Consider the following 14,470-nt stretch of genomic DNA (forward strand, 5'->3'; position numbering starts at 1 on the left):
CCTCCTGCGCCGCACCGGCTCCGGGCCCCTTGACCAATCATCTTGACCAACGTATTAACGCCCTATGCGAAGATCCGCGTCAGGGCGCGATCTCCTGTTGATCGCGTCCGGCTCGGATCCGAGTCCGCGACGACATCCCGCGGCGCCCTCGCGGCATGCGCGCAGCACAGGCGAGCGGCCCCGCGCCGGCCCGCACCCGGTCCGGCGGCCCTGCGCCCGGCCCGCACCCGGTCCGTCACGGTGGCCACGCCGGATGATCTTCCAGGCCGAAGCGTGAACCAGTGGAGGGAAATCCCCGATGTCGCGCCCCCCGATTCCTCCTGACGCATTCGCATCGATCTCCCGCCGGGCCGTCCTGACGGGCGGCGCCGGTGCCGCCCTCGCCGCCGCGATCACCCCGGTCACCGCGTCACCGGCGCGGGCCGGCGCAGCGGGCGGCAGGGGCCGGGCGTCCGTCACGTCCGGCACCGGCTTCGCCGTCGCGCCCTCGCCCGACGGCCGCCGGCTGGCCCTCGACCTGCTCGGCGTTCTGTGGGTCTGCTCCGCCTCCGGTGGCACCGCCCGCCGGCTCACCAGCGACCTGTACGACATCGCCCAGCCCGACTGGTCCCCGGACGGGTCCGCCATCGTGTTCCAGTCGTACCGCGACGGCGTCTTCAACCTGTGGACGATCCGCCCCGACGGGTCCGCGATCAAGCAGCTCACCACCGGCCCGTACGATCACCGCGAGCCCCGGTACAGCCCCGACGGGCGCACCATCGCCTACTCGTCCGACGCCGGCGGCAGCTACGGGATCCACCTGCTCGACGTCGCCACCGGAGCGACCCGCGTCCTGGCGGACACCTCCAGCGAGGAGTACGAGCCGGCCTGGTCACCCGACGGGACCAAGCTCGCCTTCGTCGTCGCCGACACCAGGATCGACGTCATCGACGTCGCCACCGGCGCGCGCGACACCGCGGTCACGGTCCCCGCCGGCCAGGTCATCCACCAGCCGTCCTGGCTGCCGAACGGGACAGACCTCGCCTACCATCTCTTCCACGCGGGCAGGAACGACCTGGCCGGCACCGCGGGCACGCTCGTCACCGGCGAGGAGGTCTTCCCGTTCCGGGCCCGGTTCGCGCCTGACGGGCGCTACTTCTACACCTCCGCCGGCACCATCCGGACCCGCCGCCTCGGCTCCGCCTCCGCCGGCACCGTCGGTTTCACCGCCGCGCTGACCACGACCACGCCGAAGTACGAGAAGAAGGTCCGCGTGTTCGACGCGCCCGGGTCGTTCCCCGTCGTCGGGATCGGCAGCCCGGTGGTGTCGCCGGACGGGTCCACCGTCGCGTTCCGCGCGCTCAACGACATCTACCTGATGCGCATCGGCGACACCCCTCGGCCGCTGTTCCGTGACCGGTGGTGGAAGGCCGACCCGGACTTCTCCCCGGACGGGCGGCGGCTGGCCTTCGTCACCGACCGCACCGGCACCCTGAACATCTGGGTTCGTGACCTGGGCACGGGCACCGACCGGCAGCTGACCCACCTGACCGACTCCGCCGCCCTGTCGGTCCGGTGGTCGCCTGACGGGACGGAGATCGCCTACCTGGACCAGGACGGCGCTCTGTGGGTGCTGGACGTCGCCACCGGCGACCTGCAGAAAGTCTTCGACGCCACCTTCGAACCGGGCAGGCCGACGTGGTCACCCGACGGCAGGACGATCGCGCTGGCGGCGGTCGTGCCGTACTCGCGCCGTTACCGCGAGGGGCTGTCCAAGATCCTGCTCGTCGACCGCGCCACCGGCGCCGGCACGTACGTCGACCCCGCGCCGCACCGGTCCTTGCAGACCCGTGGTGACGACGGGCCTGTCTGGTCGCCGGACGGCACCATGCTCGCCTTCGCCATGGAGTCGCTCCTGTGGGTCCTGCCGGTGGACCGGGCCGGGCGGCCCACCGGGCGCGCCCGTCAGGTCACCCGGGAGGTGTCCGACGCCCCGGCCTGGGCGGGTGACTCCCTGGTCTATCTGAGCGGCGGGCGGCTGCGCAGCGTACGCGTCGGCGGCGGGTCCGCCCGCTCCATCCCGGTCCGGCTGACCTGGCGCAACGACACCGGCCCCGACCAGGTCGTGATCCACGCCGGGCACATGTGGGACGGCGTCTCCGCGACCGTCGCCCGTGACGTCGACATCATCGTACGAGGCCAGCGCATCGCCGCGGTCGAGCCGCACCGGGAAGGACGGCGCGGCACCCTGGTCGACGCCAGAGACAGGTTCGTCATGCCCGGCCTGATCGACATCCACCACCATCGGGAGATGCAGGGCTACGCCTACGGCTCGCGGCAGGGCCCACTGTGGCTCGCCCTCGGCGTCACCACGACCCGCTCGCCCGGCTCGCCCGCGTACCACATGGTCGAGGAACGCGAGTCGGTGCAGTCCGGCGCCCGGCTCGCGCCGCGTTACCTGGGCACCGGCGAGGCCATCGACGGGGCCCGCGTCTACTACAACTTCATGCGGCCGACGTTCTCCCACGACCAGTTGCGGCTGGAGCTCGAGCGGGCCGCCGGCCTCGACTACGACCTGATGAAGTGCTACGTACGGCTGCCGGTCGCCTGGCACAAGGAGGTCATCGACTGGGCCCACCGCCACGGCAAGCCGGTCAGCTCGCACTACCACTACCCGGCGATCGCCATGGGCGGCGACCAGACCGAGCACATCGGCGCCACCAGCCGGTTCGGGTATTCACGCACCGTCACGAACGTCGGCTCCGCCTATTCGGACGTCATCGCCATGTTCAACGCCTCGAAGATGGCCAGAACCCCCACCCTGTTCAACTCCACCGCCCTCTACCGGGACGACGCCTCGCTGGCCGGCGACGAACGGGTCCGCCGGCTCTACCCGAACTGGCGGATGGCGCAGCTGAGGGCAACGGTCGCCTCGGCGCAGAACGCCGACCCGGCGGTGATCAAGGTGACCCTCACGAACCTGGCCAACCAGGTCGCGCAGCTGGCGGCGATGATCCGCGGCGGCGGCGTCGTCACCGTCGGCACCGACGCACCCATCGATCACCTCGGGGTCAGCCTGCACATGAACCTGCGCGCCATGGTCAGGTACGGCCTGACCCCGCGGGAGGCGCTCACCGCCGCCACCAGCACGACCGGCACCCACCTCGGCCAGCCGCTGGGCAGGATCGCCAGAGGCATGTACGCCGACCTGGCCATCGTCGACGGCGATCCGCTGTCCCGCATCGAGGATGCCGCGAACGTCACCGCCGTCGTCGTCGGCGGGAGGCACCACACCGTCGAGCAGCTCCTCGCGCCCTACCCGTCCGCCACCACCACCGACCAGCCCGCCCCCGCCCCTTCCGGCAGGGTCAAGGCCCGTGTCCCCGTCCACCCGAGCACCGCGGGCCATTGGTGGAACAACCCGGACGAGCTGGGGAGAGCCCGTACGTCCTGCTGCCACGACCACTGAGGCGCGCCGCGGCGGGACCGGCAGGAGCCGGGCGACGCGGCGGCCCGGTGGGCCGCCGCGTCGCGGCGCAGGTGCATGCGGCGGGAGCGGCCTTTCCGGTCGTTCCGGTCTGTGCGGCGGGAGCGGCCTTCCCGTCTTTCCCGTCCTTCCGATCTATACTCCCAGTCGGACTCCGCCAGCTCGCCGGTCAGCTCCACCCTCGGCCCCTGCCCCTCCGGATCCGGCAGATCGACCTCCGATCCTAGGCAAACCATCCCCGACCGCCCGAACCGGCCGTCGCCCGGGTGGTCACGCCGACTTGGGGGTCCATCCGGGGTCGCGACCGGCGAGGCCGAGCGCGCGGTCGAACGGTGGTGCGTCCTCGGGGACCTCGACCACCGGTCCGAAGAGCCCTTCCCGCCCGGCCGCCTGCTCCGGTGCGGCGGCCGCCGTGGTGAACTCCAGGACGGCCGCGGTGTCGGCCGGGCTGCACGTGAACGGCTGGCCGGTCGCGCGGGCCAGGTCCCAGCCGTGCAGGACCAGCTCGTCCAGGGCGACCACGGCGATCTGCGCGGCGGGCATCGTCACGCCGCCGGCCTCGGTCATCCCCTCCCAGGCCTTCGGGTCGCGCCAGGACTCCACCAGCTCATCGAGCCGCTTCGGGAGCAGCGTGCGCCACTCCGGATCGAGCTGCGCGGCACCCGCCGCGCCCTGCCCCGACCCGGCCTCGGACGGGGTGGTCTTGCGGGCCGCCCACGTGAACGCCAGCGACAGGCCCATGATGTGGTCGAGCAGTCCGGCGACCGGGGTGCCGGCGCACGGCGTCGGATCGCCCAGCCGATCGTCGGTCACGCCGTCCAGCAGGCGCACCACCTCGCGGGCCGCGGACTCCAGATCGATCTTGGACATGGTGGTTCCTCTCCGTAGGGCATCGCTCCACCGTGGAGACTCCTCAGGATCGGAAAAGTAATCGACGGCTCCGACAATTTCCCCCGCGTGACGCCGCCTACGCTGGGTGCTGTGATCGACGATGACGGAAACCGGGCCGCCCGCGTCGAGGACGTGCACGAGCTGGCATCGGCCATGCCGCACGTGACCGTCGAGCACGGGACCGGCGACAATCCGATCTACCAGGTGGGCGGGAAGTCGTTCGTCTTCTTCCGCAACCCACGGCCGGACGCGGCCGACCCGGACACCGGTGAGCGCTATGCGGACGTGATCGTTTTCTGGGTCGAGTCCCAGGCGGACAAGCAGGCGCTGGTGCAGGACGAGACATCCCCGTTCTTCACCACCCCGCACTTCGACGGTCACCCGTCGGTGCTGCTGCGGGCGAGCCGGATCGGCGAGCTCACCCGCGACGAGCTGGCCGAGGTGGTCCAGGACGCGTGGCTGTCCCGCGCGTCGGCGCGCAGGGCGACAGCCTGGCTCCGCGCACATCCGCCGCGGTGACGTGGGCGCTGCCCGCCCCGGGCCGCGCCGTCGTCATGAGGGGCTGGTCACACGGTTCCGCCCTCGCCATGGGAGAGGCCGATCACACGGTTCCGCCGTTCGCGTACGCGGCGAGACCGTCGGCCATACGCTGCATGAAACGGGTCAGGTACCACCGCCAGAAGCCACCCGAGAGCGGCAGCTTGGGGTCGAAGGTGGCGTACCAGGAGATGTCGGTGCCCCCTCCGGGTGCCGGCGCGAGATCGATGGTCCCGCGGTAGGAGCGGAAGGGCCCTCCCAGGGTGTCGTAGACGAACCGCCGGTCGGTGACCAGTTCGACGATCCGCTCCCGGGCGACGTTGCGGCCGGTGCGGAAGATCCTGGTGTCGCCGACCTGCTGCCGGTCCCCGGGGTCGCCGTCCTCGACGTCGGCGGAGTCGATCGGCGACCACAACGGCCAGGTGGCCGCATGGGTGAGCGCCGCGAAGACGGCATCGGGAGCAGCCTGCGAGCGCGCGGTCACGTCATAGGAGTACGGCATGTGCCCCAACGTAGGCACCGCCGCCCACCAGGGACATGCGCGCGATTGCCGAGGATCGATCAGTTCTTGCGGTACGCCGAGGGCCGGACGCCGGTCTGCCGCAGGAATGCCGACGACAGCGCTCCCGGACTGCCGAACCCGCACCGCCCGGCGATCTGCTCGATGCTGAGGGAACTGGTGGACAGCAGCCGCCGCGCCCGCTCGATCCGCAACCGGGTGAGGTACCGGTGTGGTGTCTCGCCGGTGGCCTCCCGGAAGACGCGGACGAAGTGGTACACGCTCAGGTGGACCTCGGCGGCGACGGTGGCCAGCGTCAGAGGCTCCGCCAGGCGCTCCCGCATGATGGCGACGGCCGCCCGGACGGCGGCGTGCTCGGGACCGGGCAGGCGCTCGTTCCTGCCGCGGGTCAGCAGGTGCGTGGCGAGGAACGCCGCGGCGGACTCCGCGTACAGGTCGCTGAGGCCGCTGGTGCCCGGCAGCGAGCGCAGAAGCTGTTCGACCACCGGGTCTCCCGCCATCAGGGCGGCGGACAGCGCCTCGAAGTCGGGCTCGGGACCGCCCAGCGCTCCGGCGGCCTGCCGGACGGTCGGCGAGGGGATGTGCACCTGGACGGTGCTCAACCCGGACGCCGCCCGGTAGCTGAGCGCGGCGGCGCGGCCGGGGACCATGAGCTCCAGATGCCCCGGGACCCAGCGACGCCGGACGGGTTTGCCGCCGGCGCGCATCCGTATGTCCGCGTTCCCGGCGACACAGAGCACGAGATGCAGGTCGGACACCGCGGGGAGCGGAAGGTGCTCGGCCTCGGGCGCATGGGTGAAGCTCTGCACGAGCAATGCTCGCCAATCCGACTCGTCCCAGCTGTTGTACGTGTGCCGCACGTACGCCGGTGTGTCGAACTCGGCATAGGGCGCCAGATCGAAGCCGGGCGAGTCGAACACCCTGCGAATCTAGCCGGGGACTCTCAGGCGGTGGCGCCGCCGCGGATGTCATCGCCGAAGGCGGCGGCCAGTGCCTTCGCGATCAGGCCGGGCAGGTCGGTCCGCCCGTCGTCCTCGGCCCAGCGCATCAGCGCCGTGTGCAGGGCGGCCAGGCAGGCGCTGGCCGCCACCTGGACGCGGAACGCCGTGCCGGGGTCGGTGGCATCGCCCCCGAGGGCGTCGGCGATCGCCTGCTGAAGGGCGTACTGGTTGTCCAGGTGCCTGGCCCGCAAGGCCGGGGTCGAGATCATCAGCCGCAGGCGGGCGAGCAGGAACTGCTTACCCGCCGGGTCGTCCCCCTGGCCGTCACCGGTCAGCGTCGCGGCTGAGTCGATGAGCGCGCTGCCGATGCGGCGGACCAGGGGCTGCTCGGCGGACGAGGCGACGATCCGCTCGGCGACGAGCCGGGCGTGCTGGTCGACCAGCACCAGGTCCTCCTTCGTGGGGAAGTGCCGGTAGACGGTCATGGGGGACACGCCCGCGGCTTCGGCGACGTCGGTCATGGTCGTGGCGTCGTAACCGCGCTCGGTGAACAGCCGCACGGCGTGCAGCTGGATCGTGCGCTGCGTCTCGGTTCGCCGCTGCGCTCGCAACGTTGAGTGTTGATCGGGCATGTGGTAGACACTACCGCATTGATATAGATTACCAATTCGGTAGTGACTAACAGAATGGTGGTGGGCATGAGCGACCTGACCGGCAGGACGGCCCTGGTGACCGGAGCGTCGCGCGGCATCGGGCGGGCGATCGCGGTCCGGCTGGCGGCGAAGGGGGTGACGGTCATCGTGCACTTCGGCACGGACAAGGACGGCGCGACGGCCACGGTCGGCGAGATCGAACGTGCCGGTGGCGCCGCGTTCGCCGTCGGGGCGGAGCTGGGCGTGGACGGCGACGTCGAGACGCTGTTCACGGGAGTCGAGGCCGGCCTGGCCGGGCGGCCGCTCGACATCCTGGTCAACAACGCGGCGGCCCCGCCCGCCGGCCCGCTCGGAGCCACGACGCGGGCGGAGTTCGACCACCTCTTCGCGGTCAACGTACGGGCGCCGTACTTCATCGTCCAGCGAGCGTTGCCGCTGCTCCGCGACGGTGGGCGCATCGTCACGATCTCGTCCGTGGCCACCCGCATGGCCAACCCCGCCCAGACCTCGTTCGCCATGACGAAGGGCGCGGTCGAGACGATGAGCATGACCCTGGCCAACGAGCTCGGGGCCCGCGGGATCACGGTGAACGCGGTCGCTCCCGGCGCCACCCGGACCGCCACCAACGGACCGGCCTTCGAAGCGCCGGGCCTGGCCGAACTCATCGCCGGGTCGACGGCGCTCAACCGCCTGGGGGAGGCCGACGACGTGGCCGACGTCGTCGCGTTCCTCGCCTCCGACGCCGCCCGCTGGATCACCGGCCAGGTCATCGACGCCAGCGGCGGCCTGTTCCTCGGACCACGCGCCTGATCCCTTGACTTGACCTGGTCTTCTCTAGGCGCGTCGAGCACCGTCCTCCGCAGGAGTCGTATCCAACAGGAAGGTCTCGACCGCGTCCACGAATTGGCGTGGTCTGAACATGTGGATCACGTGGTTGGCGTGAATCTTCCTGTACTGGCTGTGCGGCACCAACTGCTTGATCCGGGTCGCGTCGTCGTCGTCCATCGCGCCGATGAGACCGTGCGCGGGCAGGCGGCGCCAGTCGGCGTGGAGCACCAACAGCGGGCAGGAGACGCGGGAGAGGGCGTCGGCGTGGTCGAGCCCGTCGTAGAAGCGGCCGTCGACGAAGGCCCGCGCGAAGTCCGGGTCGAACATGGACAGCGACTTGAACAGGAGGCGTAGGTTCCGGGGAAAGAAGCGGATGTCCACCGGCCGGCCGGGATGGCGGGTCTGGAAGGCCCGGATGCGTCTGGACAGGAACGATACGAACCAGTCCGGGACGCTTCGCTCGCGCGTCTCGGAAACCGGCAGGGTCAGGCCGCGAAGGTAGTCGGCCAGGTCGCGGTCGCGCAGGTTTCCGAGGGTTTCCACGAGGTGTCGCAGTCCCTGGTACACGTAGCGATCGCGGTCGCGGAAGCGGGGCATCTCGGCCGAGAAGACCGGGGCATCCTCAAGGATCACGGCGGCGACCCGATCGGGGATGTTGGCCGCGCACCAGAGTGCGACCAGCCCGCCGGAGGAGTTGCCGGAGATGACGGCCGGGGCCCGTACGACCTCGGTCAGGAAGGCGGTCATGTCCGCGCCGAGGTGCCGCCACGAGTAGGCGCCGGGGGTCCAGGTCGACTTGCCGTGGCCACGTACGTCGACCGCGTAGACCCGCCACCGGCGTGACAGCGGCCGCAGGACCCGCTGGTAGCTTTCCCAGGTCCCGGTCTGCGCCGGCACCAGGACCAGCGGGGGACCCGTGTCCGGACCCTCGACGTAGTTGATCCGCAGAGTCCCGGTGTCGAACTGGCGCTCGTGGAAGCCGGCGTCCCGGACGGCTCGGATGCCGATCGTCCCGGACTGGTCCTCGTAGGGGTTGCGGTACTGCTGCGTGTTCATGGTCGCTCCTCGTCGGTACGGCCTGGAGTGGCGGTGGCTGCCGGGCTCTGCGGGGTCCCGGACGACATGAGCTCAATCAGTTCCAGCAGGGCAGTGGTCAGCGCGTCGCGTCCCTGCGGGCTCATCCGGCCCAGGATCGCGGCGAACCTGTCCGTCGACCTCCGGTCCACCGCGCTCAGCATCTGCTCGGCGTCGTCGGTGAGTTCCAACCGGACCCGCCGGCGATCCTCCTGGTCGGGCACGTGCCGCAGCAGCCCGGCGCGGACCAGCCGGTTCGCCAGGGCGGAGGCCGCCGCGAGTCGCTGTCCGAGGCTCTCGGCCAGCTCCGACACCGTGCAACCGGATCGCCGCCGGACGGCGAACAGGGCACGCAGTTGCGGCATCGTGAGGTCGAGTTCCAGCCAGGCGTCCTGCTGCTGCAGGACCAGGCCGCGCAACTGTCCCGCGAGCCGTGCTACGTCGAGATCACGACCATCTTTACTCTCCATAGGGAAGATAGTCTACATCGCGTTGAGTATTCTGCTCCATGCCTCCACACCGCCGACAGTCGCGGCTGGACAGCAGGCGGGCAGGCACGCAGGCGGGCGACCGCGGCCCGCGGCCCGCGGCCACTGCCAGGCGTGCGTGCCACGGGCGAGGCCGGCCAGGTGACGGGCCGGTCAGATCGGATGCCGGGTGGTCTGCCCGCGGGGAGCGCCGTGGGCGAGCAGCCGGTCGGCGGCCCACCGGCCGTTGAAGGCCGCCGAGTCGGTCCAGGGGAAGCCGAGGTAGTCGCCGGCCAGCAGCACCGCGTCCGCTGGGCTCACCCCGGCGCGGTACGCGGTCACCGCCCGCGTGTGTCCGACCGGGACCGAGGGCATGGCCTGGTCCCACCGGACGACGCGAGCGTCGGTGACCCGGCCGGCCAGCCCCGGCAACAGGGGTGCGAGGGCGTCGACCGCGGCGCCGCGGACCATGGGGTCGGCGGCGGCTCGCAAAGCTCTGGCGGCGGACGGGCGAAGCATCACCGTGAGCACGTCACCGCCGGAGGTGCTGGAGTCCGCCCGGGACAACACCGCGACCGCGGCCGGCGCGCTCGCCTCGTGCGGGTCGGCGAGGATGCCGTAGGCGCCGCCGAGTTCCTCGGGGGAGAGCGGTTCGCGCAGAGCCAGTCCGACCAGCAGCCCAGGGCTGTAGGGCACGGCCAGGACGGACCGTTCTCGTGGGGTTGGGGCGGCGAGGATCGCCGCGGTCGGGCGTGCCGGGGTGGCCAGGACGACGGCGGGGACGCGCAACCGTCCCCGGGAGGTGTCCAGGACGGCGCCGGCGCCGTCGTCGCGCGCCACCCGTTCCACCCGCACGCCGTACTCGACGTCCAGGCCGGACGCCAAGGCCGACGTCAGGCGGCCGAGGCCGCCGCGCACGGTCATGGCCCGGGCGCGGCGCGCGGTGAAGCCCGTCAGCGAAGCGGCGAGGGCGGCGCCGGTTCCGGCCAGGTCGAGGAAGTACAGGCCCAGTACGGTCGGGGCGAGCAGCCGGTCGGTCAGCCCCCTGCCGAAGTGGGCCACGGCCCACGCGTGACCGTCGAGGCCGTCGAGGTCGGCCCAGTGTCCCAGGTCCTCGAGGCGCCGGTCGGCCAGTCGCCGGGTCCGCATCGCACCGCGGACGGCCGGGGGGATGTCCCGGGCTCGCAGCACGCCGCCGCTGAGCAGCGACGCGGGGCGGTCGGTGGCGAAGCCCCGCAGCCGGCCGCCGGTGAGGATCGCCGTTCGCCCGGACACCGGCACCACCTGGCCGGCGAGGCCGGAGGCCGCCAGCAGGTCAGGGATGACGGCGTACCCGGTGGACAGGAACTGCGCGCCACACTCCATCGGCCCCGCGTCCAGGTCCAGCGTGGACATCCGGCCACCCGGCCGGCGTTCGGCTTCGAGCACGGTCACCTCGATCCCGGCGCCGGCGAGCCGGTGGGCGGCCGTCAGCCCGGCGATGCCGGCACCCACCACGACCACCCGTCCGGTATCGCCGGTCATCCGTGCGCGCCTTCGGCCCGTCCCGCTGGTCCGGCCGGCGGCGGGAGCCGGTTCACGAGATCGTCGTCCTCGACGCGCAGGGTGTCGATGGCGGCCCGGCTTCCTGCGGTGAGGTCCACCCCGAGCGCCTGCAGCATCACCACGAGCGCGCCGTCGGCGAGGTTGCGCGCCAGGCCGTCCGTCCCTGCGTCCGTCAGTCGTGCGGCTTCCGCCAGGACGCCGGAGATGACGGCGCGGCAGCGCGCTGCCACCGTCTCGTCCCTGCGGGCGGTGGCGCATGCCTGCAACCACAGGCCGGTGATGACTCCGTCGGTGAGCATCCTCCGGAAGCCGGTGCGCATCGCGGGCAGCGGATCGTCCGGGGAGGTCGCCGCGGCCTGCCGGAAGACCTCCCGTACCTGTCGTTCCAGCTCGTCGAGGCAGGCCAGGAAGAGTGCTTGCTTGCTGCCGAACAACCGGAAGACGTACGGCTGCGACACCCCGATCTCGTCGGCGACCTGTTGGATCGACGAGGTCGTCAGCCCGTGGTCGGCGAAGACCCGCATGCCGGCCGCGATGGCCTCCGCGCGTCGTTGGTTCGCGGTGCTGTGTCGCGCTTTCATAGCCACATCATCACACAGTAACCACTTACTAACAGCAGCGCCACCGGCCTTTCATTGAGGTCTATGTCACTCTGCAGAATGTTGTTAGTAAGTACTTAATAGCTTCATGATGCACCCATGGGAGCCATGCGGGTACACCACCTCAACTGCGGCACGATGCATCCCGCCGGCCGACGCCTGACCAACGGGACGGGCGGCCTGTTCGCGGCGGCGACCCTGGTCTGCCACTGCCTGCTGGTGGAGACCGACCAGGGGCTGGTCCTGATCGACACCGGATTCGGCACGAGCGATCTCCAAGACCCGGTCGGGTCACTGGGCACGCGGTTCCTCCGGTTCACCCGGCCCGCGTTCGACCCCCGCGAGACGGCGGTGCGCCAGGTGACCCGGCTCGGCTACCAACCGGCCGACGTGCGGCACATCGTGCTCACTCACCTCGACCCCGATCACACCGGCGGGATCAGCGACTTCCCGTGGGCCACGGTGCACCTGCACGCCCGCGAGCACGAGGCGGCCATGCTCCGCCCGACCAGCGGTGAGCGGCGCCGCTACCGGCCGAACCAGTGGGCGCACGGGCCGGCCTGGGAGACCTACGACGAGATCGGGGGCGAGGACTGGTTCGGCTTCACGGCGGTACGCCGGCTCACCGGCCTGCCTCCGGAGATCCTGCTGATCCCCCTCGCCGGGCACAGCCGCGGGCACTCCGGCGTCGCGGTCGACATGGGTGAGACCTGGCTGCTGCACGCCGGGGACGCCTACTTCTTCCACGGCGAGATCGATTTAGGGCGTGTATTTGGTTGTGATCAATCTGCGGGATCCGCCCTCGTTTCGGGGTCCGATCCGGTAGATCGTTTTGCGTGACGCGAGTGCAATTGACGGATGTGGAGTGGGAGTTCATCGAGCCCTACCTGCCGATCGGTGGGTTCGGCCCGTACCCCGAGCGGCTGCGGCAGCAGTTCGAGGGCGTGATCTGGCGGTTCCGGACGGGCGGGCAGTGGCGGGAGATGCCGGTGGAGTTCGGTGCCTGGTCGACAGTCCACAACCGCTTCCGGCAGTGGAGGGACGCCGGTGTCTTCGAAGCTCTGCTGGAGGGCATGATCGCGGAAGCCGCAAAGCGGGGCGAGGTGGACTTGTCCCTGGTCAGCGTGGACTCCACCACCGCGCGGGCTCACCACGACGCTGCCGGGATGCACCTCGACCCAGATGTCGTCACCGCCCTGGAGAAGGCCGCCGAGGAGGAGAAGGCCCGGCAAAAGGGGGCGGCTCGGAAGGAGACGGGCAGAGCAGCGCAGAGGACCCCGAGAGGGAAGAACGACGGCGCATCCGGTGCCGGCGCAAGCTCCGGTTGAAGGCCGCCCTGCTCGGACGATCGAGGGGCGGGCAGACCAGCAAGGTCCACCTCGCCGCCGATCGCAGGTGCCGTCCGCTGGCGTTCGTGCTGACCGCGGGACAGGCCGCCGATAGCCCGCAGTTCATCCCCGTGCTCAACAAGGTACGCATCCGCGGGCCCATCGGCCGTCCGCGTACCAGGCCTGACCGGGTCGCCGCGGACAAGGCCTACTCCTCCCGCGGCAACCGCGCCTACCTCCGCAAACGCCACATCAAAGCCGTCATCCCGGAGAAGAAGGACCAGGTCGCCAACCGGAAGAACAAGGGTGGCAGGGGCGGCCGGCCGGTCAGCCACGACGCAGAGGTCTACAAGGATCGCAACACCGTCGAGCGTCTGATCAACAAGCTGAAGGCCTGGCGAGGCATCGCCACCCGCTACGACAAGACCCCTGAGAGCTACATCGCCGGCCTCCACCTTCGTGGCGCGATGATTTGGATCAAAGACCTCACACGACCCACCCCTTGATCACAACCCAATACACGCCCTAGTCCGCCCACGTTGCCCCGTGGGGCTGCGCCTGTTCGAAAATCTCGTGCAGGTCGACGGTCCGGCCCGGCGCGCCAACCAGATCCGGCTGCGCGAACTTCACGCCTCGCACCCGCCTCGGCTTGAGGTGTTCTGTGCCCACGACCCGGTCGAGCTGGCGCGCTACGACCAGAACCCCACGGAGGACCTGTCATGCCCATGATCGACCTCACCACCGGCAAGGGTGCGCTGACCGAAGCGAACGCACGGAGATGAGCAGTTTGATCCGGATACTGACCTGGAACGTGTGGTGGCGATTCGGCCCCTGGCAAGCTCGGCGGCAGGCGATCGCGGCCACCCTGGAGAATGCCGGTTGCGACCTCATCGGCCTGCAAGAAGTCTGGGCGGACGCCGGCGAGAACCTGGCCGAATGGCTCGCCGACCGGCTTGGCATGCACTGGACCTGGGCGGCCTCGGACCGGCCCGGCCGCTGGCGGGAACGGCTCGGCGACGCGACGGCCGACGTCGGCGACGCCATCCTCAGCAGGTGGCCGATCACCGACCGCGCGACGCTTCGGCTGCCCACCGCGGGCGGCCGCGACGATGGCCACCAGGCCTTGTACGCCCTGGTGAACGCTCCCGTCCATCCGGTCGCCTTCTTCACCACCCACCTCAACTCCGCCCCGCACGAATCGGCGGTCCGGTGCGCCCAGGTCACCGCCTTGGCCCGGTTCGTCGCCGCCCAGCAGGGCCGCACGGTCTTTCCCGCCGTGGTCACCGGCGACTACAACGCCCTGCCGGACTCCGACGAGATGCGGCTGCTGGCCGGTTACAGAACCGCCCCCACCGTCCCCGGCCAGGTCCTGCTGGACGTGTGGGAGTACGCCGACCCCGCCGCGCCCGCGGTCACGTGGGACCCCATCAACCCCTACGCCAGGCGCACATGTGAACCGCCCGGGCGCATCGACTACATTCACGTCGGCCCGCCGGGCCCCGGCGGCCTCGGCCACGTCCGCTCCGTACGCCGTGCGGGTGATCGCCCCGTCGACGGCGTGTGGCCCTCCGACCATGCTGCCGTGCTCGCCGACCTGGCCACACGGCCGGGCGAAGGGTGA

General features: G+C 71.2%; 14 protein-coding genes and 1 pseudogene. 7 read left to right on the forward strand and 8 right to left on the reverse strand.

What is annotated here, in order from left to right:
- Nucleotides 1-298 precede the first annotated feature (298 nt).
- A complete protein-coding gene (locus tag ACTWPW_RS36715) occupies nucleotides 299-3,448 on the forward strand; it encodes an amidohydrolase family protein (protein WP_443171346.1) in 3,150 nt (1,049 codons plus the stop codon).
- Nucleotides 3,449-3,736: 288 nt separating this feature from the next.
- Here ACTWPW_RS36715 and ACTWPW_RS36720 read toward each other — a convergent pair whose 3' ends face one another.
- Nucleotides 3,737-4,336: a TIGR03086 family metal-binding protein gene (locus tag ACTWPW_RS36720; RefSeq protein ID WP_443171347.1), complete on the reverse strand. Its 600-nt coding sequence runs from the start codon at nucleotides 4,334-4,336 to the stop codon at nucleotides 3,737-3,739.
- Nucleotides 4,337-4,447: 111 nt separating this feature from the next.
- On the opposite strand from ACTWPW_RS36720, the gene ACTWPW_RS36725 reads away from it, so the two are divergent.
- Complete coding sequence (locus ACTWPW_RS36725; protein WP_375117614.1) at nucleotides 4,448-4,876, forward strand: MmcQ/YjbR family DNA-binding protein; 429 nt, start codon at nucleotides 4,448-4,450, stop codon at nucleotides 4,874-4,876.
- An 82-nt stretch (nucleotides 4,877-4,958) separates the two neighbouring features.
- On the opposite strand, the gene ACTWPW_RS36730 is transcribed toward ACTWPW_RS36725, so the two are convergent.
- From ACTWPW_RS36730 to ACTWPW_RS36740, 3 genes are read right to left on the reverse strand one after another with little or no spacing between them, the layout of a single operon-like run.
- Nucleotides 4,959-5,396 carry an SRPBCC family protein gene (locus ACTWPW_RS36730; protein ID WP_443171348.1) on the reverse strand — a complete coding sequence of 146 codons (438 nt, stop codon included), beginning with the start codon at nucleotides 5,394-5,396 and terminating at the stop codon, nucleotides 4,959-4,961.
- 59 nt (nucleotides 5,397-5,455) lie between these two features.
- Nucleotides 5,456-6,334 carry an AraC family transcriptional regulator gene (locus tag ACTWPW_RS36735; protein WP_375117612.1) on the reverse strand — a complete coding sequence of 293 codons (879 nt, stop codon included), beginning with the start codon at nucleotides 6,332-6,334 and terminating at the stop codon, nucleotides 5,456-5,458.
- 23 nt (nucleotides 6,335-6,357) lie between these two features.
- Nucleotides 6,358-6,987 carry a TetR/AcrR family transcriptional regulator gene (locus tag ACTWPW_RS36740; protein WP_375117611.1) on the reverse strand — a complete coding sequence of 210 codons (630 nt, stop codon included), beginning with the start codon at nucleotides 6,985-6,987 and terminating at the stop codon, nucleotides 6,358-6,360.
- Nucleotides 6,988-7,029: 42 nt separating this feature from the next.
- Here ACTWPW_RS36740 and ACTWPW_RS36745 point away from each other — a divergent pair, with 42 nt between their 5' ends.
- Nucleotides 7,030-7,818, forward strand: a complete 789-nt coding sequence (locus ACTWPW_RS36745) for an SDR family oxidoreductase (protein ID WP_443171349.1) — start codon at nucleotides 7,030-7,032, stop codon at nucleotides 7,816-7,818.
- A 24-nt stretch (nucleotides 7,819-7,842) separates the two neighbouring features.
- Here the strand turns inward: ACTWPW_RS36745 and ACTWPW_RS36750 are convergent, their stop codons facing one another.
- The 4 genes from ACTWPW_RS36750 to ACTWPW_RS36765 all read right to left on the reverse strand — a co-directional run bounded on the left by ACTWPW_RS36750 (nucleotide 7,843) and on the right by ACTWPW_RS36765 (nucleotide 11,503).
- The gene (locus ACTWPW_RS36750; RefSeq protein WP_375117609.1) at nucleotides 7,843-8,892 is read right to left on the reverse strand and encodes an alpha/beta fold hydrolase; all 1,050 of its coding nucleotides are present in this window, start codon (nucleotides 8,890-8,892) and stop codon (nucleotides 7,843-7,845) included.
- A complete protein-coding gene (locus ACTWPW_RS36755) occupies nucleotides 8,889-9,380 on the reverse strand; it encodes a MarR family winged helix-turn-helix transcriptional regulator (protein ID WP_443171350.1) in 492 nt (163 codons plus the stop codon). Before ACTWPW_RS36755 ends, ACTWPW_RS36750 begins: the two co-directional genes overlap by 4 nt.
- Nucleotides 9,381-9,551: 171 nt before the next feature.
- Nucleotides 9,552-10,901: a protoporphyrinogen/coproporphyrinogen oxidase gene (locus ACTWPW_RS36760; RefSeq protein ID WP_443171351.1), complete on the reverse strand. Its 1,350-nt coding sequence runs from the start codon at nucleotides 10,899-10,901 to the stop codon at nucleotides 9,552-9,554.
- Nucleotides 10,898-11,503, reverse strand: coding sequence for a TetR/AcrR family transcriptional regulator (locus tag ACTWPW_RS36765; protein ID WP_443171352.1), 606 nt, complete (start codon nucleotides 11,501-11,503; stop codon nucleotides 10,898-10,900). The genes ACTWPW_RS36760 and ACTWPW_RS36765 overlap by 4 nt, the downstream gene beginning before the upstream one ends.
- 117 nt (nucleotides 11,504-11,620) lie before the next feature.
- On the opposite strand from ACTWPW_RS36765, the gene ACTWPW_RS36770 reads away from it, so the two are divergent.
- The 4 genes and pseudogenes from ACTWPW_RS36770 to ACTWPW_RS36785 all read left to right on the forward strand — a co-directional run bounded on the left by ACTWPW_RS36770 (nucleotide 11,621) and on the right by ACTWPW_RS36785 (nucleotide 14,470).
- Nucleotides 11,621-12,361, forward strand: a complete 741-nt coding sequence (locus ACTWPW_RS36770; RefSeq protein ID WP_443171353.1) for an MBL fold metallo-hydrolase — start codon at nucleotides 11,621-11,623, stop codon at nucleotides 12,359-12,361.
- Nucleotides 12,358-13,355: pseudogene (locus ACTWPW_RS36775) on the forward strand (IS5 family transposase). Before ACTWPW_RS36770 ends, ACTWPW_RS36775 begins: the two are co-directional and overlap by 4 nt.
- Nucleotides 13,356-13,395: 40 nt before the next feature.
- The gene (locus ACTWPW_RS36780) at nucleotides 13,396-13,578 is read left to right on the forward strand and encodes a hypothetical protein (protein WP_443171354.1); all 183 of its coding nucleotides are present in this window, start codon (nucleotides 13,396-13,398) and stop codon (nucleotides 13,576-13,578) included.
- Nucleotides 13,579-13,627: 49 nt separating this feature from the next.
- On the forward strand, nucleotides 13,628-14,470 hold the full coding sequence (locus tag ACTWPW_RS36785; RefSeq protein ID WP_443171355.1) for an endonuclease/exonuclease/phosphatase family protein: 843 nt from the start codon (nucleotides 13,628-13,630) through the stop codon (nucleotides 14,468-14,470).

This window comes from Nonomuraea sp. KM90, from assembly GCF_052246675.1.
In the GTDB taxonomy this organism is placed as follows: domain Bacteria; phylum Actinomycetota; class Actinomycetes; order Streptosporangiales; family Streptosporangiaceae; genus Nonomuraea.